This window comes from Ligilactobacillus sp. Marseille-Q7487, assembly GCF_949152225.1.
Lineage (GTDB): Bacteria > Bacillota > Bacilli > Lactobacillales > Lactobacillaceae > Ligilactobacillus.
Genome location: NZ_CASCJC010000001.1, coordinates 692,748 through 715,371, shown reverse-complemented (window position 1 = coordinate 715,371; position 22,624 = coordinate 692,748). Strand labels below are relative to the sequence as shown.

The 22,624-nt window shown below is 35.5% G+C and carries 21 protein-coding genes and 1 pseudogene; 3 read left to right on the top strand and 19 right to left on the bottom strand.

Annotated features, from left to right (window positions below; translation table 11 throughout):
• Positions 1-20 precede the first annotated feature (20 nt).
• The 3 genes from QM017_RS03575 to QM017_RS03565 are packed head-to-tail and all read right to left on the bottom strand — an operon-like array spanning position 21 to position 6,947.
• Entirely contained in the window at positions 21-3,104 is a 3,084-nt protein-coding gene (locus tag QM017_RS03575; protein ID WP_282708876.1) for an HsdR family type I site-specific deoxyribonuclease, read from the bottom strand.
• A 59-nt stretch (positions 3,105-3,163) separates the two neighbouring features.
• Positions 3,164-4,357, bottom strand: a complete 1,194-nt coding sequence (locus QM017_RS03570; RefSeq protein WP_282708875.1) for a restriction endonuclease subunit S — start codon at positions 4,355-4,357, stop codon at positions 3,164-3,166.
• Positions 4,350-6,947: a type I restriction-modification system subunit M gene (locus QM017_RS03565; RefSeq protein ID WP_282708874.1), complete on the bottom strand. Its 2,598-nt coding sequence runs from the start codon at positions 6,945-6,947 to the stop codon at positions 4,350-4,352. Before QM017_RS03565 ends, QM017_RS03570 begins: the two co-directional genes overlap by 8 nt.
• Before the next feature lie 149 nt (positions 6,948-7,096).
• On the opposite strand from QM017_RS03565, the pseudogene QM017_RS03560 reads away from it, so the two are divergent.
• From QM017_RS03560 to QM017_RS03550, 3 genes and pseudogenes are all read left to right on the top strand, one after another.
• Positions 7,097-7,510 (top strand): annotated as a pseudogene (locus tag QM017_RS03560) (restriction endonuclease subunit S); the annotation flags it as partial.
• Between the two features lie 18 nt (positions 7,511-7,528).
• A complete protein-coding gene (locus QM017_RS03555) occupies positions 7,529-8,164 on the top strand; it encodes a restriction endonuclease subunit S (protein WP_282709554.1) in 636 nt (211 codons plus the stop codon).
• A 26-nt stretch (positions 8,165-8,190) separates the two neighbouring features.
• Positions 8,191-9,111 carry a site-specific integrase gene (locus tag QM017_RS03550; protein ID WP_282708872.1) on the top strand — a complete coding sequence of 307 codons (921 nt, stop codon included), beginning with the start codon at positions 8,191-8,193 and terminating at the stop codon, positions 9,109-9,111.
• 150 nt (positions 9,112-9,261) lie between these two features.
• Here the strand turns inward: QM017_RS03550 and QM017_RS03545 are convergent, their stop codons facing one another.
• From QM017_RS03545 to atpD, 16 genes are all read right to left on the bottom strand, one after another.
• The gene (locus QM017_RS03545) at positions 9,262-9,498 is read right to left on the bottom strand and encodes a DUF4357 domain-containing protein (protein WP_282708871.1); all 237 of its coding nucleotides are present in this window, start codon (positions 9,496-9,498) and stop codon (positions 9,262-9,264) included.
• Between the two features lie 224 nt (positions 9,499-9,722).
• Positions 9,723-10,136: a hypothetical protein gene (locus tag QM017_RS03540; protein ID WP_282708870.1), complete on the bottom strand. Its 414-nt coding sequence runs from the start codon at positions 10,134-10,136 to the stop codon at positions 9,723-9,725.
• 225 nt (positions 10,137-10,361) lie between these two features.
• A complete protein-coding gene (gene sufB / locus QM017_RS03535; protein ID WP_282708869.1) occupies positions 10,362-11,765 on the bottom strand; it encodes a Fe-S cluster assembly protein SufB in 1,404 nt (467 codons plus the stop codon).
• Between the two features lies 1 nt (position 11,766).
• Positions 11,767-12,207 (bottom strand): Fe-S cluster assembly sulfur transfer protein SufU, encoded by a 441-nt coding sequence (sufU, locus tag QM017_RS03530; RefSeq protein WP_178198202.1) that lies wholly within the window; start codon positions 12,205-12,207, stop codon positions 11,767-11,769.
• Complete coding sequence (locus tag QM017_RS03525) at positions 12,194-13,432, bottom strand: cysteine desulfurase (protein WP_282708868.1); 1,239 nt, start codon at positions 13,430-13,432, stop codon at positions 12,194-12,196. The genes sufU and QM017_RS03525 overlap by 14 nt, the downstream gene beginning before the upstream one ends.
• On the bottom strand, positions 13,413-14,696 hold the full coding sequence (gene sufD, locus QM017_RS03520; protein ID WP_282708867.1) for a Fe-S cluster assembly protein SufD: 1,284 nt from the start codon (positions 14,694-14,696) through the stop codon (positions 13,413-13,415). The genes QM017_RS03525 and sufD overlap by 20 nt, the downstream gene beginning before the upstream one ends.
• 13 nt (positions 14,697-14,709) lie before the next feature.
• Entirely contained in the window at positions 14,710-15,489 is a 780-nt protein-coding gene (sufC, locus tag QM017_RS03515) for a Fe-S cluster assembly ATPase SufC (RefSeq protein ID WP_178198205.1), read from the bottom strand.
• An 83-nt stretch (positions 15,490-15,572) separates the two neighbouring features.
• Positions 15,573-15,929 carry an arsenate reductase family protein gene (locus QM017_RS03510; protein WP_178198206.1) on the bottom strand — a complete coding sequence of 119 codons (357 nt, stop codon included), beginning with the start codon at positions 15,927-15,929 and terminating at the stop codon, positions 15,573-15,575.
• Positions 15,930-16,049: 120 nt separating this feature from the next.
• Positions 16,050-17,243 (bottom strand): FtsW/RodA/SpoVE family cell cycle protein, encoded by a 1,194-nt coding sequence (locus tag QM017_RS03505; RefSeq protein ID WP_178198207.1) that lies wholly within the window; start codon positions 17,241-17,243, stop codon positions 16,050-16,052.
• 28 nt (positions 17,244-17,271) lie between these two features.
• A complete protein-coding gene (locus QM017_RS03500; RefSeq protein WP_282708866.1) occupies positions 17,272-17,493 on the bottom strand; it encodes a DUF2969 domain-containing protein in 222 nt (73 codons plus the stop codon).
• Positions 17,494-17,504: 11 nt separating this feature from the next.
• Entirely contained in the window at positions 17,505-17,771 is a 267-nt protein-coding gene (gene yidD, locus QM017_RS03495; protein ID WP_178198209.1) for a membrane protein insertion efficiency factor YidD, read from the bottom strand.
• Positions 17,772-17,784: 13 nt separating this feature from the next.
• Positions 17,785-18,774, bottom strand: a complete 990-nt coding sequence (locus tag QM017_RS03490) for a rod shape-determining protein (protein ID WP_282708865.1) — start codon at positions 18,772-18,774, stop codon at positions 17,785-17,787.
• Between the two features lie 165 nt (positions 18,775-18,939).
• A complete protein-coding gene (gene murA, locus QM017_RS03485) occupies positions 18,940-20,241 on the bottom strand; it encodes a UDP-N-acetylglucosamine 1-carboxyvinyltransferase (protein WP_282708864.1) in 1,302 nt (433 codons plus the stop codon).
• 34 nt (positions 20,242-20,275) lie between these two features.
• Positions 20,276-20,506 (bottom strand): DUF1146 family protein, encoded by a 231-nt coding sequence (locus QM017_RS03480; protein WP_178198212.1) that lies wholly within the window; start codon positions 20,504-20,506, stop codon positions 20,276-20,278.
• A gap of 262 nt (positions 20,507-20,768) precedes the next feature.
• Entirely contained in the window at positions 20,769-21,191 is a 423-nt protein-coding gene (locus QM017_RS03475; RefSeq protein WP_178198213.1) for a F0F1 ATP synthase subunit epsilon, read from the bottom strand.
• Between the two features lie 13 nt (positions 21,192-21,204).
• Positions 21,205-22,608 carry a F0F1 ATP synthase subunit beta gene (gene atpD / locus QM017_RS03470; protein WP_178198214.1) on the bottom strand — a complete coding sequence of 468 codons (1,404 nt, stop codon included), beginning with the start codon at positions 22,606-22,608 and terminating at the stop codon, positions 21,205-21,207.
• Positions 22,609-22,624 lie beyond the last annotated feature (16 nt).

Below are 22,624 nucleotides of genomic sequence, written 5' to 3'. Positions count from 1 at the left end.
TCCTTTTTAAAGATAAATTATTATTGATAATTTTTCTTTAAATTTTTCATCCATTCATCTATCTCATTTGATAAACTCATTCTATGTTCTAGCGCATTTTTACCAGATTTTTTTTCTGCATCATAATATGAGAGACTTTCTGAAATTTCATCATAATATGGTATTTCATGTGGCTTAGCTTCCGAATAATCTCTAACAGATTGCGCCAAGATTTCTTCATTTATACCCCAATCTCTAGCAAAGGCTACAATTTCTGCTTGTATTTTATCTTGCTTCCAAGCTTCGAAAGCTTCGTCAAATCTTAAACCTGCAGCTAACTGATTTTTAGATAATTTCTCGTCAACAAATTCTTTTAGTAATTTAGCTTGCTGAGCTTCACCCATATCACTTAACTCTTGGATCTGCTCATAAATAAGTCTTAAAGTTTCACTATCAATCGTTTGCAATCCATTAACTACATGAATTTTTTCATCTATCAAACCTAAAATATGAGATGCATTAATAACCTGAGTTCTAGTTAATCTAGTTTTACCAACTAACGGTCTAATTATTTCATCTTCAACTGGTGGAATTTGTGTATCAAAGATATTTTTATAAGCCCCTACATATTGAAGCCAAACATGCTCTGTTATTCCAAATTGTTTATCATCCCACTTATATTCATAGTACTGCTCAACTAGATTAAATTGACTTGCAGCAGCCATAAAAGCTTTCTTAAATTCTTTTTCAGCCTTTTTGTCACCTTTAATATCTGCCCAAGCAGTCGGATCTTGACAAACTTGCTGTAATTGTAGCATACAATTTTTTAGTTTGTTAACTGCTACTTCATACATATCAACAATTACACGACTATTTTTTCCACCACTTCCATAGAGTTTAAGCGCCATATCTACTCTTTCTTCTGTTGTTCGTGGATATTGAAAATTAATAATTGTTCCAAACTCTTTAGAACTACCAAACACCCGATTCGTTCGTGAATAAGCTTGAATTAATTTTTGAAGTTCTAATTTACGATCAACATATAAGGTATTCAATCTTTTAGAATCATAGCCTGTCAAAAGTTGATCAGCCACAATAATTAAGTCAATATTCTTAGGATTTCTCCCACTTCCACCACGTGTCGCACGTTCTATTAAATCTTCAAAATAAGCATCTTCTCCATGTTTTTTATCACCAGCCACAAATTCGATTCCTGTAAAACCAGCATAGTCCTTAAACATTTGTTCAACATCAGTTAAAGAAACATTTTGAGGGTCATTTTCATTTCCAAAACTAAATGTCATTGCTACGTTTAGTTTTATTCCACGATCCTTAATTTGTTTTTTGAACTCTTGATAATATGCCAAGACCCTTTCCTTATACGCTACTGTTAAAATTGCATTAAATTCTTTAGCTTGAGATTGACTATCCCAATTTTCAAGAATTTCTGTCACAACTCGTGGAATATGCGTTTTATCTTGATAGATTAACAAATTAAGTTCTGAGGCCTTTTTTTCTATTTCTAACTCTGATAAAGCTTGAATCTCACGCTCAATAGCTTTTCTTGAAGACTGCGGATTTTCATTTACAAATTTCTCAATAATTTGTTCCCGCAAATCCTCATAGTTTTTGAATTCCCCTGTATTAATATAATCAACATGAAAACCTAAAACATTACCATCTGCAATTGCCTCATCAATAGTATATTGATGAAGCAACGGTCCAAACAGCTTTTCTGTGGTATTTATAACTTCACTTTTTTCATTAATTTTTCCTTTAACATTATTTTCATCAAATAAAGGCGTTCCTGTAAAGCCATAAAATAAGCCATTTTGCTTGAAATAATGTTTAATAGTTCCCATCATTTGTCCCATAGTTGTCCGATGAGCCTCATCAATGATAAAAATAAAATTCTTATCTTTTAAACTATCATCATGTTGTTCTTCCAAATCTTTAACTAACGAATTTAGCTTAAAAGTTGTCGTTACTATAATTCCTTTCGACGATTTCAAACGTTTTTTTAATTGATAAGTAGACTGAGTATCATCAACTGTTACAGGTTCATATGCTGCATATGCTTTAAAATTATCAGATGTTCTACTATCTAGCTCTCGTCTATCAACTAAAAAAATAACTTTGTCAAATCCTGCTCTCGTAGCAAGAAATAGTGCTGTTTTAAAGCTAGTTATTGTCTTACCTGAACCTGTGGTATGCCACACAAAACCACCATGAGCTATTTTACTTTCATTATCTGATCCAAAAGCAGCTAATTCAATTGCTTGTAAAGCATAGACTTGATAAGGGCGCATCAACATGTGTCGTCTATTTTCTTCATCTTTTGCTTCATCGATTACCAAATAATCCCCAACCATTTGATGTGCCATTGGAATCATCAAAAAAGTTTCAACTATTTTGCGCCAATCGTTGACAATTTTATTTTCTTTATCTGACCAATGAAAAACAAAACTAGGATTAAAATCGTCAATGGTCTTAGGTGTAGCAAAATAACGTGTCTCTATTTCAGAAGTTACCACCATCATTTGTGAAAAAGCCATAAAATTGTTACTATATTCACCATCTTGATAATACCGTTTGAATTGACCAAAAGCTTCATTCAAAGTCTTATCAGCACGCTTTTGTTCAATATTAATTAAAGGCAAACCATTAATCAACAAGACAATATCAAAACGATTTCCTTTGCTAGTAGATATTTCTCTAGCAATTTTATACGACGAGTCTCCGCCACTAACTTCTGCCTTTTTAAAAATAGTTAATGTTATTTGTCTACGTGTTACCCCAGGCAAATTATCATCACGATAAATTCCATCAATCTTACCTTTTGAATCTTCAATAGCTAAAATCTTAGCGGCTTCATAACTATTGTTTATTTGACTGACCTTAGCTAAAACTTGCTTAAATTCATTATCGGTCAATGCAACTCCCTCTAATTGATCAGCATTTATTCGATTTAATTCAGAACGCCAATGATCAATTAAGTCATCAACTGTTACTTTATGCGTATTTCCATTTAGCTCATCTGGAGTTTGCCATTTAAACTTTTTCAACTCTTGGACAAAATTTTCTTGAAATCTTTTTTCACTAGCACTTTTGGCAACATTACTCATAAAAATCTGTCTCCTCTCGAACCAATAAAAACAATAAACTCTTTTTACTTACGCTGAAATTAAACAAACATCTCATTTAAATAAGCTTTTTTCAAATTTTGCAATTTTTCTAACTTTCGTTGATGAAGGGCGATGAGGGAATCAAACTCGTTGAATAATCCTCCAATTTTTTCTTGTTCTCTAAGACTTGGAATCGATATCTGGGCATTCTTTATATTGTCAGAATTAATGCTTTCAAATGTTGAACCTGTACTAAATCTTGCCCAATATCCGTTTATTTTCATTTTTGTGAGTAATTGGAAGATAAAACTATTTCCTTTTATAGCTGCTACACCGCGACCAAGAACTACGTCATAATCTGTCTTACCAATATCTCCTACTGGTGCACGAACGCTAAGGATTAAATCACCTTTCTCTGCTTGCTTAGTAATTTGTGTTGTCCATACTCTTGGAACAACATGCCCATTCTTCATATCGGCGTTTCCTTGAACTAAGATATGATCATTTGGATTTTCGGTATAGTTCTTGGAGGATGGAGATTGACCCATTGTTATTTCTACCACTTCCCCCAACTTGCGCTGTTCCCAATCACCAGTAAATCCTGAGAATCTTCGTTTAGGCTTACGCTCTCCTTCAGCAGGAAACATTTCAGACAAATATGCTAATTTTAAATTTTTTAATTTTTCTAACTTACGCTGATGAAGGGTGATAAGGTTGTCAAGGCTATCTAAATAATGTCCTATTCCGACTTGCTCTTGCTCTGATGGAATCATAATTTCTAGTTGTCGAATCTTTCCCAATGCAATGAATTTCTGGGTTCCACCATCCATACAATTAGCTAGTTGATGCTCTACAGACATAGATTGTAAATAGTTATATAGATATAAGTAATCAACTTGCTTTGTATCTTTAATTAAAGCAACATTTTTAATTGTAAAATTAGGTTCTGTACGGATTAGAGCGATATTTCCGATAGTTCCAATCATCCCCATAAGTATGTCATTTATATCTACTTTTGAACGTTTATTTATTTCTTCAAAATCTCCATTAGAAATATATTGAACGTCATCATAGTTTATAGACCCATCACTTATATTTTTAGAGGTAATAAACGGATGACCTTGTTCCACATATTTAGGGGAATCATGTGTTCCATCTCGTACATCTGATATCTCTGACAACTTACGCTGTTCCCAAGCGTCTGCATTTTGAAACTCTTTAAAGCGACGTTTTGGTATTTTTCCTTTATTCATCTCGCATCACCACCAAATCGCTCATCATTTTTTCAAACTCAGCTTCTAAATTACTTATTTCTTTATCCAAATCATCTATGGTATTAACATATCTGCTTTGTAACATTTCTAAAGTAGCTAATTCAGCGTGAATTGGCGCCTCAATTAAGCTTGTTATCTTTTCAACTGTGTCTCCAAACCACTTTTCTCTTACTAACGTATCAATTTCCTTATCTGTTAGCTTTGTTATTCTTTCATATATTGATTCTTTTAGAGTTTTTTCCTTTTCTTTTAGTTCTTTAGCTAAAGATGCTTTCTTTTCTAATAACTCTTTTACCTTATTAATTATAATGAATTCATCTGTTTGCTTAGCTACCTCTTTTAATTTATCTTTAACTAGTTTTGCGTCAAAGGTATCTTGCGGCTCATCATCGCTGTTTTTCTTTAGAATTTCGTATAAATATTCATTTTCTGCTGATTCTTCATTCTTAGCTGACTCAGCTAGTTCCGATAGTTCATTTTCAATATTATCTTGTTCAAATTTTATACGATCTAGTTCTTCGTTTTCTTCAACATAAAGATACTTAGAAATTAAATCGTTAGGAATAATTACTCCGTTCCAACCTTCTTGTTCTTCTCTTTTTTTATTTCCAGCTCCTTTTACAACTAGATTTGGAATTCGTTTCTTGCCAACCTTATGGAACCCTTCTGTTTTAATAAACTCTAAATCATGAGTTAAAAATTCTTTCCAAAGTTCTGCAATAACTTGATAACCTTCATAAACATCTATAAAATGATAACTCGCAAGTAATTCTTTAATTTCTACTAACATCGCTTCACGTAAATCAATAATGTTATCTTGTTGGCTTACATTGCGCAAAATATCCCAATATTTATCAATATATTTTTCTGTTTTTCCTTTAAGATCAGCTGTTAATTCATGGATATGTTCATTAGATAAAATCTTATCTGTTAATTCAGAAATTGAGCATTTTAACTCAACATAATTTGGTCTGATTTGGACTAATGATGAAGTCATGACATCTTTAACAAGTGATTGTAAGACCTTTAAATCTTTAATATTTTTTTCTGGAATTCCACCCAATAAATGTGCATCAACATCATGAGGAACTTCAGTATCTATCGCTTCTACATAACGCGGAATATTCATATTATATTCGTTATCTTGGATTTCTTTACGTGTCGCTAAGTGACTATACCCTTTTATCTCAGTTTTATTAGTATAGACATCAACAATTTTGGCAATATCTTTTTCTTGTAAAACATTTTGCTTAGCAACTTTTATAAAATTACGAGATGCATCAATTATTAAAACCGGATCAGATAAATCGCGATTTTTCTTTAAAATCAAGACACATACCGGAATACCAGTATTGGTAAATAAATTACTTGGTAAACCAATAATTGCATCAATATAGTTTTTATCTAGGAGTCGTTTCCGAATCTCCCCTTCTGCTGCTCCTCGGAATAGTACTCCATGAGGCAAAACAATTGCCATTGTCCCATTTTGCCCTAAGTGATATAGTCCATGCATTAAATAAGCAAAATCTCCTTTGTTGTCAGGTGGCAACACTCCAAAATCTGCAAAACGTGGATCACTCACTTTTAACGGTTTGTCTTCACGCTTGTTCCATCTTTTATCAGAATATGGCGGATTCATAACAACCGCATCAAATTGAACTCCCTCATTAGGCTTTTCAGGATCCTCCGGCCAATCTTGCGCCAATGTATTGCCATTTCTGATATCCATCTTCTCAGGCCGAACTCCGTGCAATAAAAGGTTCATCCGTGTTAAATTATATGTTTCTGTAATATATTCTTGACCATAATAATTCAACGCTTTTTGAGCATCTTTGCTTAGATGTTTGCTAACAGTTAAAAGCAATGACCCTGAGCCCACGGTTGGATCATAAATAGATCCAACTTGTGGAGTTGTTTTGGCAATAATTTGTGCCATAACCTCACTAACTTGATGTGGAGTATAGAACTCCCCTGCTTTTTTACCTGCATTTGATGCAAATTGTCCAATTAAGTATTCATATGCATCACCAAGTACATCACCTTCTTGCAACTCTACCATGTTCAAATCTGCAAAAAGTAAAATTAAATCTTTAATGTTTTTACTTCGCTTATTTAAGTCACTTCCTAAGGCAGTATTAGTTAAATCAATAATTGAACTAGAAAAAAGGCCTTTAAAATCGTTTGAATCTTCTGCAACTGTAATTGACCGTTCAAAACTATTTAAACTATCCATTACCTTTTGTAATTCAAACTCCCCTTCTCGTATATCTTGTAACCATCTTTGATATAAATATTGTGGTAAAACATAATATCCGAGAATCTTCTTCATCATTTTTTCTAAAGTTTCGCCATATTGTTCATAGCTTCTTTCATATTCTTTTAAAAGGTTATCACCTTCTAAATCTCTATTATCAAAATTAATCTTGAATACTTGCAAAGTTTTATCACTCAAAAACTTATAAAACATCAATCCAAGCATATAATCCTTATATTTACTAGCATCCATTGATCCTCGAAGATCGTTGGCACCATTCCATAATTTTCGTTTAATTCCCTCTGACGTAATCATGTTATTTCCTCCAAAAATAAAACTATTTTACATAGGCTAAAACTTTATTACTTCAACTACCCTAATTTTCATTTTATTGTAAGATAGTATAATTATATCAAAAACTCTTAAAAATTATTAACTCATTTTGAAACTCTTGGGAACAGCGTAAGTTGGGAGAGTTAGTTAATATTTGTAGTGGTAAAGATTATAGACATCTCTCGGAAGGTGATATTCCTGTTTATGGAACTGGGGGTTATATGCTTAGCGTAAATGAAGCTTTATCTTATGATAAAGATGCAATTGGAATTGGGAGAAAAGGTACAATTAATGCACCTTATATCTTAAAATCTCCATTTTGGACAGTAGATACGCTGTTCTATGCCCTTCCAAGAAAAGAAGTTGATTTGAATTTTGCTTTTGATATATTCCAAAATATTGACTGGAAAAGGGAAGATGAGTCAACCGGGGTGCCGAGTTTATCAAAAGGAGCTATAAATGAAATAAATATTTTCGTACCTCAATATGATGAGCAACATAAAATTGGGACATATTTTCGCAGTCTTGACAACCTTATCACCCTTCATCAGCGTAAGGAATTATTGGAATATAGTTTTTTTGCAAAATTATTCATTATTTCTATTCATAAATCATTTACTAACGCTTGGGAACAGCGTAAGTTCGATGAAGTGTTTGATAGTACTATACCTAACAACACCTTATCTCGTGCGGAACTGAATTATGAGAGTGGTTCTGTAAGAAATATTCACTACGGAGATATTCTCATAAAATACGGTTCTGTTGTAGATGTTCAAAACGATAAAATACCTTTTGTGACAGGAAAAAGTAGCGATGATTTCAAGGGTGCATTATTACAAGATGGCGATATTATAATTGCAGATACAGCGGAAGATGAAACAACTGGAAAAGTCTGTGAAATAGGAAATTCACAAGGGTTAAATGTCGTGTCTGGACTCCACACTATGGTATGTCGTCCACACAATAAAATGGCATTTGGTTATCTCGGTTATTACTTAAATTCCAACGCTTATCATTATCAGCTTCTACCTCTTATGCAAGGTATTAAAGTTTTATCGTTAAGTAGGACTAATGTGCAAAAAACTATGGTGTGCTATCCGGAATGTAAGGATGAGCAACACCTAATTGCGGACTATTTTCGCAGTCTTGACAACCTTATCACCCTTCATCAGCGTACGCATTTTGGCATACAATATTAGTAGCTTTTAAGAAAGGAATGTTTTTTATGAACAATCAAGAATTACTATGTTGTTATTTTGATAAATGGGTGGAAACCTATAAAGTAGGGGCAATACGTGAGGTAACCATGAAAAAATATTCGCTTAGTTCTCAATGGTTGCGCCGACTTGCTCCAAATTTAAAACTCTGTGAAGTAACTCGTCTTTCATATCAAAATTTGCTTAACAACTATGCTATGTATCATGAGCGTACAACTACTATGGACTTTCATCATCATATTAAAGCCGCTATTTTAGATGCCGTAGATGAAGGACTCATTGATCGTGACCCTACACGTAGAGCAATAATTAAAGGAAAAGCTCCACGTCCTAAAAAAAGTAAATTTCTAAATCAATTTGAACTCCAGTCACTTATTGGACATCTTAATTTGAAAGAAGAAATAAACTGGGATTGGTTAATTTTATTAATTGCTAAAACAGGTGTCCGTTTTTCTGAAGCTCTTGGATTAACTCCTGCAGATTTCGATTTTCCACGGCAATCAATTTCTATCAATAAGACTTGGAATTATAAAGAAGGTGGCGGATTTCAACCTACCAAAAATTTTTCATCAGTGCGTAAAGTTTCACTAGATTGGATGACAGCTATTCAATTTTCCCAACTTATTAAAGATTTACCAGAAAATCAACCAATCTTTGTTAAGCCTGGACAAAAAATCTATAATTCAACCCCCAATGGAGTTCTTGCTCGACACTGCAAAGCCCTTGGTATTACCGAAATTTCTATTCATGGCTTACGACATACTCATGCTTCTTTACTTCTTTTTGCTGGAGTATCAATTGCTAGTGTTTCACGCCGACTGGGGCATTCTAGCATGACAACTACTCAAAACACCTATTTACACGTTATTCAAGAACTTGAAAACCAAGATACTGATATTGTGATGCGCTGTTTATCCAACTTACAATAAACTCATATAGACTTTCTGAAAAAATCAGGAAGTCTACTACATAACAAAAGAACTAAACCACGCATTTGTGATTTAGTTCTTTTCTAAAATTAAATTACTTGCTTTTTCAATAAAATTGACTAACTTAAATACCTTAAATTCTTTATTTAGTCATTTCTTTTTCCTTAATGAATCATTTATACTCATTCCAGTTGAATCTTTCCAATAATCCCAGCCGTTTCTACTTCCACCAAGAACTAATGTAGCTGCATTGGACACCGTTTTATAATCAACAACATTTTCTAAATAGACAACAGTTCCTAAAAAATGTTGCTTTTGTTTCGTTTCATCTTCGATTAACCCAACCAAATCCTTCATCAATTGAATCAATTGTTTTTTACTGTCCATGTATATTTTCTCTGATATACTGGAATTACAAACTGTTTTCCCATAGCCTCCGGAATAAATTCGTCTAGTAATTTTCTGGGATTGGACTCCATAATATAAATCTCCCCATCTATAAATTTTTAATATATTTTATCATAAAAGTAGCTACTTTTATACTGAGGGTGCCAAAAACACACTATTCCTTAAAACCAAACTAAATCGTCAATTATAAAGTCAATAATTGTTTACTTCCTCAAATTAGGACAATTATTAACCCTGCCATTATTTTCATAGTATTTTTTAGCCCTATTAAACGCTTCTTCGAGTTGCTTTGTTGATTCTTCAAAAATTACCTCTCTGATGTACAAAATTAACGCTGCATTTCTTAAATATCTATAACAATTTGTTTCAAATAAATCGTCTTTGGTTAAACCATCTTGCAAACGAAATTCTAAATAATTTTGCAAATGAAACTTTTGATTGTAATTTCCATCATGATAAATATCAGCAATAATCAACCAGTCTCGTCGATGACGGCTATTGCTTTGCTTGATTATTTGATCTTCTTTTCCTTCTTCATATTCTTTAAACATTCTTTTAGAATATTTTGTATCATCTGGTGCTTTTTTTAATTTAGCTAATACCTCGCTTATTTTCATCTATATGCCTTCTTCCACAAAATGCTTAAGATATTTCGTAATATAAATATTTCGTTCCTACAGTTATCACCATACTGATTTTTAAATCTATGATACATATTGGTCTTTTTGCTTCTAAATCGCATTAAAATAACATTCTCATTATACAATAATATACAACTTTTTCCATAGCATAGTTTTAACTCTAACAAAAAAAGCCAGCATTACTGCTAGCTTTAAATATCTTTAACCAACTGAGCCTTCCATTTGATATTCGATCAAACGATTCAACTCAACGGCATATTCCATTGGTAATTCTTTAGTAAATGGCTCAACAAAGCCCATGATAATCATTTCGGTCGCTTTTTCTTCAGAAATTCCCCGACTCATCAAGTAATACAATTGTTCTTCAGAAATCTTGGAAACTTTAGCTTCATGTTCTAGCGAAACATCGCCATTCAAGATTTCATTAAATGGAATTGTATCACTTGAAGATTTATCGTCCATAATAATCGTGTCACATTCGATATGTGAAATTGAACCGGCACTATCGCGACCAAAGCGCACCTTACCACGATAGTCCACCCGACCACCATCTTTAGCCAATGATTTTGAAACAATCGATGATGAAGTATTTGGTGCATTATGAATCATGCGAGCCCCAGTATCTGATTTGATATCTTTACCCGCAAAAGCAATCGACAACATCGTCCCTCTTGCACCTTTGCCATCAAGATACACGGCTGGATATTTCATCGTCACTTTTGAACCGAGGTTACCATCAACCCATTCCATTGTCGCATTTTCTAACGCTCGCGCGCGTTTTGTTTCCAAACTATACACGTTATCAGACCAGTTTTGAATCGTGGTATAACGGCAATAGGCATTCTTTAACACATTAACTTCTACGACAGCCGCATGCAAGCTATCTTCAGAATAATTAGGTGCCGTACAACCTTCAACATAGTTAACACTGGCATCCTCATCCACAATAATCAAGGTTCTTTCAAACTGTCCAGAATTTCCGGCATTAATTCTAAAGTAACTTTGAATTGGCACTTGTGTCTTAACACCTTTAGGCACATAAATAAAGGTTCCCCCCGACCAGACAGCTGAATTCAAAGCGGCTAACTTGTTATCTGTTGGTGGAATTAATTTGCCAAAGTATTCTCGCACCAAATCAGGATATTCTTGAATCGCTGAATCCATTGCCATAAAGATAATGCCCATCTTTTCAAAGTCTTCACGCATGTTGTGATAAACAACTTCGGATTCATATTGAGCTGAAGATCCTGCCAAATACTTTCTTTCAGCTTCAGGCACGCCTAAACGGTCGAAGGTTCTTTTTATATCTTCGGGCACGTCTTCCCATTTGCGTGCTACGCGATCAGAATCACGTCTAAAATAATTGATTGTTTCAAAGTTAACTCCTGATAAATCAGGGCCAAAATCAGGCATTGGCAATTTTTTGTAAACTTCAAAAGACTTCAAACGAAATTCTAACATCCAGTCTGGTTCATTTTTAGCCTTGGAAATTGCCCGAATCGTCTCTTCGTTTAAACCTTCACCGGTCGTAAAAATTGGCTCAATATCATCTTTAAATCCGTATTTATATTCACCGCCAATATCTGGCATCTTTGGTTCAGTCATCTCACTCTTCCTTTCCTTGCTGCTTTAATGCTTGGTAAACTGCTTTCCAGGCAAGCGTTGCACATTTGATACGCGCTGGAAATTGTGCTACACCTTCTAAAATCGCAGCATCCCCTAAAATCTCATCATCCACTTCTTTACCAGTCACCATCTCCGAAAAGGTTAATACCATCTTTTCAATTTCAGCTGGTGTTTTACCGATAATCTCATCGGTCATCATTGAAGCAGAGGCTTGAGAAATCGTACAACCCGTTCCAAAAAAGGCTACATCACTAACTTTGCCATCTTTTAATTCTAATTGTACAGTCAAAACGTCACCACACGTTGGATTAGCCAGCTCTAATTGATGATCAGGCTGCGCCAATTGTCCATGATGATGCGGATGTGTCGCATGATCTAAAATCATCTGCCGATATAAATTATCTAATTTAGAAAGACCCATTTTCAAAAAACTCCTTTGTCGCCCAAATGGCGTCAATCAAGCGGCTGACGTCTTGTGGTGTATTATATAAATGAAAACTAGCACGTACTGTTGCTGGCGTATTCAAATAACGCATCAGCGGTTGCGCACAATGGTGTCCGGCGCGCACAGCGATGCCTTCCATATCTAGCGCTGTTGCAGTATCGTGTGGATGCAAATCATTCAAGTTAAACGAAATAATTCCATGGCGTTTAGCCGGATCTAGTGGACCATAAATGGTAATCCCAGGAATTGCTTGTAGTGCTGGTAAAGCTTGCTGCATTAATTCTTTTTCATGTTGAGCAATTTGTTTTACACCATATTGATTCAAATAATCAATTGCTGCTCCCAAACCAACTACTGCAGCGATATTTTGCGTTCCTGCTTCAAATTTATACGGCGCTTGCTTGAAAGTTGTTTCATATAATTCAACAGTTTCAATCATCTCGCCTCCAAATTCAAGTGGACTCATCTTATCTAGCAATTCTGCTTTGGCCCATAATACCCCGATTCCAGTTGGAGCTAGCATTTTATGACCTGAAAAAGCATAAAAATCAACATCTAAATCTTGGACATCCACACTTTGATGCCCAACTGCTTGAGCTCCATCAGCTACTAATAATGCACCATTTTCATGAGCTAACTGCGCTAATTGTTTTAACGGATTACATACTCCTAAGACATTTGAAACATGAGCTAATGCCACAACTTTAGTCTTAGGCGTAATTTGCTTAGTAGCATCATTAAGATCTAAAAAACCTTCATCTGTTAGCTTAATATACTTAAGTTTAGCACCCGTTTGCTTAGCTACGATCTGCCAGGGCACCAAATTACTATGATGTTCTAGATAACTCAAAACAATCTCATCACCTGGTTGTAAAAACTGGCGAAAATAGCCTTGCGCAATCCAATTAAGTGCTTCTGTCGTTCCTTTAGTATAAACAATTTCTTGGCTACTATTGGCATTGATAAAAGTTGCAACTTTTTGTCTGATATCTTCGTAAGCTTGGGTTGCTTGTTGCGCTAAAAGATACACGCCCCGATGCACATTTGCATTAGTCGTTTCATAATAGTTTTGCAGTGCTGTTAACACTTGTTTAGGCTTTTGACTTGTTGCCGCACTATCCAAATAAACCAACGGCTCATCGTTGACAATTTGGTCTAAAATCAAAAAGTCTGCGCGTGCATCAGAAATCTTTTTGCCCATCGATTAACTTCCTTTCAATCATCTGTTCAAGGTAAACTTGCACATCTCGACTTGGTATTTCTTTTAATACCGAACCTAAGAAACCACGAATCACGAGTCTTTGGGCTAATTTTTCTGGTAAGCCTCGACTCATCAAATAATACATTTTTTCTTCATCAATTCGGCCTACACTAGCAGCATGTCCTGCAACAACATCGTTATCATCAATCAATAAGATCGGATTAGCATCACCACGTCCACGCTTAGACAACATCAACACGCGACTTTCTTGTTGGGCATTTGCTCTTTTAGCTCCTTTGATAATATGACCGATACCGTTAAAGACCAAACTTGATTTTTCAAGGATTACCCCATGTTGCAAGATATTACCAATCGAGTGGCGCCCATAGTTAGTCACACGTGTATCGATTCCTTGAAATTGTTTACCAGTCGAAATCGCAATCACTTTTACCTCCGCATGTGAACCATCTCCGACCAATTCAGAATCAAAATCGCCAACGATATTACCATCGTTCATCATCCCTAATGACCAGTCGATTTTAGCATCTTGTTGCAAATAGCCTCGGCGATTAAGATATGTCGTCGTATTTTTACCCAAACGATCGACACTAGCAAACTTAATATGGCTATTTGGCTTAGCAATTACTTCGACAATAATGTTAGCCGTTGCTTGTTCTTGACCTACAGTTAACAGATTTTCTAAATATGAAAATTCGCTATTGTCATCTGCAATGATTAAAACATGATGCACATAATCTTGTTGTACCTGCGCATCTTGCACAAAATAAGTTGTTAGCGGTTTTGTTAATATTACATTTTTAGGAACATAAATCAACAACCCACTGGTTAATTGCGCCACATGTTCAGCGTTTAATTGGTTTTCAGCTAACTTTGTCGCCTTAGTCATAAAATATTCCTCGATTAATTGAGGATGTTTAGCTAATGCTGTTTGCCAATCACAAATCACAACACCTTGTTGTGTCAGTTCAGTTACATCTTGCCAAATAATACGGTCAGCTTGTTGAACCACACAGTTTTTAGTCTTTAAATTATTTAAAGTCTCATTTGGAGTAACTTGCGGATTAACCAAATCTTTTGTCAAATGAATTGGCCATCTTTGATAACGAATCTTTTCAAAATTAGGTAATGGTAAGGTTGGTGCGAGCTCTTTAGCTTGTAAGCGTTGATCCTTAAACCAAGCAGGCTCATTATTTGCTTTGCAATAAGCTAAAATATCTGCAGAATTTGCTTCAATCATTGTCATCTAACCATCCTCCTTAAGCCTGTTCATCTACTAATTTGATGTCTAGACCTAATTCGTCGCGTAAAGTTGCATATCCTTCTTCTTCTAGACGCTTAGCTAACTCTGGACCACCAGTTTTAACAACTTTACCACCCATCATAATATGCACAACATCTGGAACGATATAATTTAGCAAACGTTGATAATGAGTAATGATCAATGACCCAAACTCTGCTCCACGCATTTCATTGACACCTTTAGATACAACTTTTAACGCATCGATATCTAACCCAGAATCAATTTCATCTAAAATGGCAAACTTAGGTTCAATCATCATCATTTGCAAAATTTCATTGCGTTTCTTTTCACCACCAGAAAAGCCTTCGTTCAAGTAGCGATCGGCCATTTCTTCTTTCATATCTAAAAAGGCCATTTTTTCATCTAATTTTTTCAAGAATGCACGAATAGACATTGCATCATCTTCAGATCGACGCGCATTAATAGCAGCGCGCATAAATTCAGCGTTAGTAATTCCTGGGATTTCAGATGGATATTGCATCGCTAAAAATAAGCCTGCTCTAGCACGTTCATCTACTTCCCATTCCAAAATGTTTTCACCATCTAATAAAATTTCACCTTGAGTTACTTTATAAGCAGGATTACCCATGATTGATTCTGAAAGTGTAGATTTTCCGGTTCCGTTTGGTCCCATGATTGCATGAATCTCACCTGTTTTAAGTGTTAAGTTAACCCCTTTTAAGATTTCTTTACCTTCGACTTCAACATGAAGATCTTTAATTTCTAATGTTGCCATTTTCTTTCGTCCCTCCACTAAAATTATGAGTAATTTCCTTTATTGTAGACTAGTTGAGAACTATTTTCAATTACCCTTTATTCCTAATCAAGCCATAATTCTTGATAAACATCTTCTTTAAAACCACAAGTTACTTGTTTATCTTCAACCATCAATGGTCGTTTAATCAACTTACCATCACTCGCCAATAATGCACTAGCTTCTTGTAATGTCATATCTGCTAATTTATCTTTTAAGCCTAATTCACGATATCGTTGTCCGCTTGTATTAAAAAAATAACGTAATGGTTTGTCACTAGCGGTCAACCAGGCTAACAACTCTTCTTGACTAGGCGGATTTTTGACAATATCTTGGCTTTCAAACTCTACTTGATGTTCTTCCAACCATTTTTGTGCTTTTCTACAAGTACTGCAACGTGAATAACAATAAAATTTTTTCATAATCAAGTCCTCTTTAAAAGAATATATTTTACACTATCTATTATGCCTCAAATTGATTTCAAAAACAACAAAAAGCCTATTTCTATTAAAAGAAATAAGCTTTTTTAGAAAAATCCTAAACTATTTAAATGTTTCCTCATTACTAAACATGTAACTCTTATAATGATATCTCATCGACATAATCAAGCCAATTCCAATCATATTCCCAATTAAAGCAGAACCACCCTGACTGATAAATGGCAACGGAATCCCTGTTAATGGTAACAAACCAATACTCATTCCAATATTTTCAAATACATGAAATAAAATCATCATAATTACGCCTGTTGAAATATAAGCATAAAATTCGTTTTTGGTTTCAAAAGTTACTTGGATCATTTGGAAAATCAATAAAAGATAAATGAAAATCAACACGCAACCACCCACAAAGCCGAAGTTTTCACCGATAACAGAAAAAATCATATCTGACTCACGCACGGGCACATAAACATTTGATACATTAAATCCTTTACCTAATAATAATCCTGAACCAATAGCTTTCATGCTTCGCCATAATTGATAAGCACTCGAGGAAGTATTTGCTGAAGGATTAAGCCATGAATCAATACGGCTAAACTGATATTGGTGAAATCCAATCGCCAATAAAATGTCACGACTATAGACCACTAAGAAAATCAACAATGCACCTAAAATCGTCACGGTTAAAACCACCGGCACAATAATACGCCACGATATCCCGGATACCAGAATAACACCACCTAAAATGGCAAAAAAGACTAACATCGTCCCAAAATCGTTTTGTAATTTCAAAAGTACTGCTACCGGTAACGTCCAAGCAAACATCTTGCCTAATAACTGCCAATCTGTTCGAATAGTGTGTGTATAATACTCGCTATTATGTTGAGTCACGACACGACCTAACATCAAAATATAAGCAGGCTTCATTACTTCAGATGGCTGAAACGTCAATGGCCCCAAAGCAAACCAACTCTTAGCCCCAGTATTAGCTGCATAGGAACGACTGTAAAAAAACAAAACTAAAATCAAAAGCGTGATTCCTAAGCCATAAGCAATTGGCGCCACTTTCCAAAGTTGTTCAGCATCAAATTGCATGATGAAAACCACTAAGGCCGTACCGATTCCATAAAAAATAGCTTGGGTAAACATAGCCTTACCTACACTACCATTGTCATGACTAATGGCAACATATAAAGCCAACATTCCAATAACTGCAAGTAACATCACAGAGAGAATAATCCCCCAATCGATTCTGGCATCTTCATTACCAGATCGCTTAAGACCGTCATTTTTCATGCTGCTTTCGCTCCTTTATGCGGCTTTATTAGCCACGATGTAAGTGATAGTCTCGAATCAATACGTCTATTCCTTCGTTTTGTGTTGCTACTCGAAACTCTTCACCACTTGGTAATTTTGCAACAAAACGCTTGCCATCTTGGCTGATGGTTCCTAAAGATTCGTCTTTAATAGTTAGTTCGGTCACTAGTTGCCCATTAACCATTTTTTCATTTTCGATAATTTGAATATTTTTTTCTCTCTTAGACACAAAAGTCCCTCCTACTTATGTTTTGTCTTCTCATGCGTGTCTTGTAAATTTCGTCGTAAACTAAACTTATCTGGCACCGGATCAAAGCCTCCTTTGGCAAATGGATGGCACCGTAAAATCCGGCTGATTCCCAATAAAAAGCCTAATAAAAGTCCATGCTTTTCTAGTGCTTGAATCATATAAGCAGAACAAGTTGGCTGATAACGACAATTTGGTCCCAAAAGTGGAGAAATAAATTTTTGATAACCACGTATCAAGAAAATTAATAGTTTTTTCAAGTTTTTAAACCCGTTAGTTATCGGTTAATTTATCGATATTATCTAACAAAATTCCTGTTCCAACAGCAACATCATCAAGTGGCGTTTCTGCAACAACCACTGGAACTTGTAATTCCTCAGATAACATAATATCAATTCCATCAAGTAATGCACCACCACCGGTGACAACAACTCCGCGATCAATAATATCGGAAGCAAGTTCTGGTGGGGTCTTGCTTAAAACATCCTTACATGCAATTACAATCGCATCTAAAGTATCTTTAATTGCTTCTTGTACTTCATCTGAAGTTAACGTGATTGTTTTTGGTAAACCAGTTACAACATCGCGGCCACGAACATTCATCGCTTCTTGTCTGTGGCCTTTAACAACAGTCCCAATTTCAATCTTAATCTTTTCGGCTGTATGTTCACCGATTTGTAAACTATGTTTCTTTCTAACATAATTTGCGATATCAACGTTTAAGCGATCACCTGCTACCCGCAATGAACTACTTTCAACAATATCACCTAATGACAAGACTGCAATATCACTGGTTCCACCACCAATATCAATAATCATGCTACCAAATGGTTGGAAGATATCCAAACCAGCTCCCACTGCCGCTACTTTAGGTTCACTTTCTAGATAAACCTTACTACCGCCAGATTTCTCAGCTGCTTGCCGGATTGCTTTTCGTTCAATATCTGTCGTATTTGTTGGGCAACAAATCAAAATATTAGGTTTAGACATTAAACCTTTTACATTTAATTTCTTTATGAAATATGACAACATTTGTTCTGTCATATCAAAATCAGCAATTACACCGTCTTTTAATGGTCTAACTGCTCGAATATTATTAGGTGTACGTCCCACCATTTTATAAGCTTCTGATCCTACCGCTAAAATGCGACCGGTTTGAGTGTCAATTGCAACTACTGAAGGCTCATTTAAAACGATGCCACTGCCTTGAATGTTGATCAAAACATTAGCAGTTCCAAGATCGATACCGATATCCTTAGCCATACTAATTTCTCCTCTTTAAATCCTCATAGTTAATTATATTTAGTAGACGAAATTTTTCGTATCCAGTTAATTATACCATAACTAGTAACAATCAAAAATAAGGATTAACTAAATCTTTAAGTAAAAAATAGTGCCACATCAAAGACGTAGCACTACTTAACTTTATTAACCTTTTACAGGGATAGAATACGTGGTTTCTTCAGTCACATCGTTGATTCGTTTGATTTGAGCACCTAACGCAGCTAATTTTTGATGAAAATGATAATATCCACGATCCAAATATTGCAATTGCGTTACCTGCGTTACACTCTCAGCCACTAAACCTGCTAAAACCAACGCTGCTGCTGCGCGCAAATCAGTAGCCGCCACTTCTGCTCCACTAAACTTAGTTGGACCATACATGATTACTGAATTACCCTCGATTTTAAAATCAGCATTCATTCGCCGTAATTCTTCCATATGCATAAAGCGATTTTCAAAAACCGTTTCAGTCAAAATACTCGTTCCATTTGCCATCAATTGTAACACCGTTACTTGTGGTTGCATATCAGTTGGAAAACCTGGATGTGGTAAAGTTTTGACAGCAACTGGTTTTAGTGTTTCAGGTCCAATAATTCGTACACCTTCAGGCTCATCTTGGACAATAACACCCATTTCTTCTAATTTTGAAATCAACGGCTTATTATGTTCAACAATTCCATTTTTGATTAACACATTGCCTTTGGTCAGAGCTGCTGCAACCATAAATGTTCCCGCTTCAATACGATCTTGAATAATCGAATGTTCGGTTCCATGTAACTCATCTACACCAATAATTTTGATGGTTTCTGTTCCAGCTCCCATCACACGAGCACCCATTTTGTTTAAAACATTGGCAAGATCAACAATTTCTGGCTCGCGTGCCACGTTATCAATCACAGTCGTCCCTTTTGCTAAGGTAGCAGCCATCATAATATTTTGTGTAGCTCCAACACTTGGAAAATCAAGATAAATATTAGCTCCTACTAAGCCATCCGTTGTTGCTTCGATATAACCATCATGTCGCGTAATCTTAGCGCCCATTGCTTCTAAGCCTTTTAAATGCAAGTCAATAGGACGTGAACCAATCGCACATCCACCTGGCATAGCCACTTTAGCATGCTTCAAACGCGCTAAAAGTGGGCCTAAAACAACGATTGAAGCACGCATTTTAGAAACATATTTAAATGGTGCCTCGTATGATAAAGTTCCCGTTGCATCTAAAACAATCTTTTTTTCAACTTCGTCCATACCAACTTTAACATTCAAGAAACGAATGACATTATTCATCGTATAAACATCCGACAAAATCGGAACATTAGTTAACACTGTTCGCCCTTTTTTAGGTAAAATGCTCGCAGCTAAAATCGGCAAAACTGCATTTTTGGCACCTTCTATTTCTACAGTACCTTCCAAACGCCTACCGCCACGTACAATTATTTTTTCCACGACTAACTTCCTCCACGTCTACTTTCACAAGCCATTATAAAAGATAAGCTAAATTACGAATGTTATCGATAAAACTCAAGAAAAATTGGCTACAACCATAACCGATTGCTACTGATAACATCACTAAGACAATTTTAAACTTAGCTTGTTTTTCACGAGCAATATAATGATCTAATCGTAATGCCTGTAATCCATTAAATGCAATTGTAATAAAAGCTAAATGACTAATCATTGTTAAAATTGCCATAAATCCATAAAATTTCATGATACATCCCTCACATATCAACTCGAAATAATCATAGCATAACTGGTTATTGGCTAGCAAGCCATAACTATACCACTTCAAGAAATATTTATCTTTTTTTCAAAGTATTTTTAAATATTAATTGCTTTGTTTAATTTGAGTCAAATTTTCATTGTTAACCTAGCATGAAAAATGCCGCCTTGGCTAAATTCCACCAATTTTTTGCTTTGATTTAACTCAAACAAAAACCTCTTTAAATCTAAAAATTTAAAGAGGTTCTTGCTTATTTATGACTAGAAATATTCAAACGGTTCATTGCTCGCCGTAAGGAAACTTCAGCACGTTTCAATTCATCGATATCTTGTGTTTGCTTAGCTTGTGCAATCCGCTTTTCAGCACGTTCTTTTGCACGCTTTGCTCGAATAGTATCGATATCTTCTTTGCGTTCTGCTGCAGATGCAACAATCGATAAAACGTTATCCGAAAATTCTAAAAATCCGCCACTGATTGCAATTTCATCAAATTGATCTTCTGCAACCTTAACCCGGACTTCATCGATGGCAAGCGAAGCCAACATTGGAATATGGTTGGGCATAATCCCAACTTCCCCAACAGTTGTCTTGCAAATCGCCAAAGTTGTTGTATTTTCATAAACACTGCCGTCTGGCGTAACGACATTAACAGTTAAAACGGGTTTGTCATCCATGCGACATACCTCCTTAATTGTTTGTCATTTGCTTAGCTTTTTCAACAACTTCTTCGATACGACCTACTGAACGGAAAGCATCTTCTGGTAAATCATCATATTTACCTTCCAAAATTTCCTTAAATCCTTTAACAGTTTCAGCAACCGGAACATAAGAGCCAGGTACACCTGTAAAGTTTTCAGCAACGTGGAAATTTTGTGATAAGAAGAATTGGATACGACGTGCACGTGCTACGACAACTTTTTCTTCATCAGACAATTCATCCATACCTAAAATAGAGATGATATCTTGTAATTCACGGTAACGTTGCAAAACATGTTGAACTTCAGTTGCAACTGCATAATGTTCTTCGCCAACAACTTCTGGTGACAAAGCACTTGAAGTTGAAGCCAATGGATCCACAGCTGGATAAATACCTTGTTGTGTCAAAGCACGTTCCAAGTTAGTTGTGGCATCCAAGTGAGCAAAAGTTGTTGCTGGCGCAGGATCGGTATAGTCATCGGCTGGCACATAAACAGCTTGAATCGAAGTAACCGAACCTTTTTTGGTCGAAGTGATTCGTTCTTGTAATTGCCCCATTTCAGTAGCAAGTGTAGGTTGGTAACCTACGGCAGAAGGAATGCGACCAAGCAAAGCAGAAACTTCTGAACCAGCTTGTGTGAAACGGAAAATGTTATCGATGAACAATAACACATCTTGTCCTTCAACATCACGGAAGTATTCCGCAATTGTCAAACCAGTCAATGCCACACGCATACGAGCTCCAGGTGGCTCATTCATTTGTCCAAACACCATAGCTGTTTTAGCTAAAACGCCGGATTCTTTCATTTCATAATAAAGGTCATTACCTTCACGAGTACGTTCACCAACACCGGTAAACACAGAAATACCGTTATGTTCTTGAGCAATATTATGAATTAATTCTTGAATTAAAACGGTCTTACCAACACCGGCACCACCGAATAACCCAATCTTACCACCCTTGATATAAGGAGCCAAAAGGTCGATAACCTTAATCCCTGTTTCAAGAATTTCTGTACTTGTACTTAATTGATCGTAAGCAGGTGCATCGCGGTGGATTGGATCACGACGATGATCTGCTGCAAATTCAGGTCCATTATCAATGGTATCCCCTAAAACATTAAACACACGACCAAGTGTATCTTCCCCAACTGGAACACTGATTGAATGACCAGTATCCGTAACATCGGCACCACGCTTCAAACCATCGGTAGAATCCATGGCAATTGTACGCATTACGCCATCGCCTAATTCAAGCGCAACTTCGATAACTAATTTTGTACCGTCTTCGCGTTCAACATAAAGCGCATTGTTAATATCAGGTAATGTTTCATTAAGAGGGAATTGCACATCAACAACAGGTCCGATAACTTGAACTACTTTACCAGAACTCATTTGTTAATTCCTCCTG

Coding starts and splice junctions, on each gene's coding strand:
- QM017_RS03575 (WP_282708876.1), bottom strand. CDS start 3,104: ATGAGTAATGTTGCCAAAAGTGCTAGTGAAAAAAGATTTCAAGAAAAT.
- QM017_RS03570 (WP_282708875.1), bottom strand. CDS start 4,357: ATGAATAAAGGAAAAATACCAAAACGTCGCTTTAAAGAGTTTCAAAAT.
- QM017_RS03565 (WP_282708874.1), bottom strand. CDS start 6,947: ATGATTACGTCAGAGGGAATTAAACGAAAATTATGGAATGGTGCCAAC.
- QM017_RS03550 (WP_282708872.1), top strand. CDS start 8,191: ATGAACAATCAAGAATTACTATGTTGTTATTTTGATAAATGGGTGGAA.
- QM017_RS03545 (WP_282708871.1), bottom strand. CDS start 9,498: ATGGACAGTAAAAAACAATTGATTCAATTGATGAAGGATTTGGTTGGG.
- QM017_RS03540 (WP_282708870.1), bottom strand. CDS start 10,136: ATGAAAATAAGCGAGGTATTAGCTAAATTAAAAAAAGCACCAGATGAT.
- sufB (WP_282708869.1), bottom strand. CDS start 11,765: ATGACTGAACCAAAGATGCCAGATATTGGCGGTGAATATAAATACGGA.
- sufU (WP_178198202.1), bottom strand. CDS start 12,207: ATGGGTCTTTCTAAATTAGATAATTTATATCGGCAGATGATTTTAGAT.
- QM017_RS03525 (WP_282708868.1), bottom strand. CDS start 13,432: ATGGGCAAAAAGATTTCTGATGCACGCGCAGACTTTTTGATTTTAGAC.
- sufD (WP_282708867.1), bottom strand. CDS start 14,696: ATGACAATGATTGAAGCAAATTCTGCAGATATTTTAGCTTATTGCAAA.
- sufC (WP_178198205.1), bottom strand. CDS start 15,489: ATGGCAACATTAGAAATTAAAGATCTTCATGTTGAAGTCGAAGGTAAA.
- QM017_RS03510 (WP_178198206.1), bottom strand. CDS start 15,929: ATGAAAAAATTTTATTGTTATTCACGTTGCAGTACTTGTAGAAAAGCA.
- QM017_RS03505 (WP_178198207.1), bottom strand. CDS start 17,243: ATGAAAAATGACGGTCTTAAGCGATCTGGTAATGAAGATGCCAGAATC.
- QM017_RS03490 (WP_282708865.1), bottom strand. CDS start 18,774: ATGGCTAAGGATATCGGTATCGATCTTGGAACTGCTAATGTTTTGATC.
- QM017_RS03480 (WP_178198212.1), bottom strand. CDS start 20,506: ATGAAATTTTATGGATTTATGGCAATTTTAACAATGATTAGTCATTTA.
- QM017_RS03475 (WP_178198213.1), bottom strand. CDS start 21,191: ATGGATGACAAACCCGTTTTAACTGTTAATGTCGTTACGCCAGACGGC.
- atpD (WP_178198214.1), bottom strand. CDS start 22,608: ATGAGTTCTGGTAAAGTAGTTCAAGTTATCGGACCTGTTGTTGATGTG.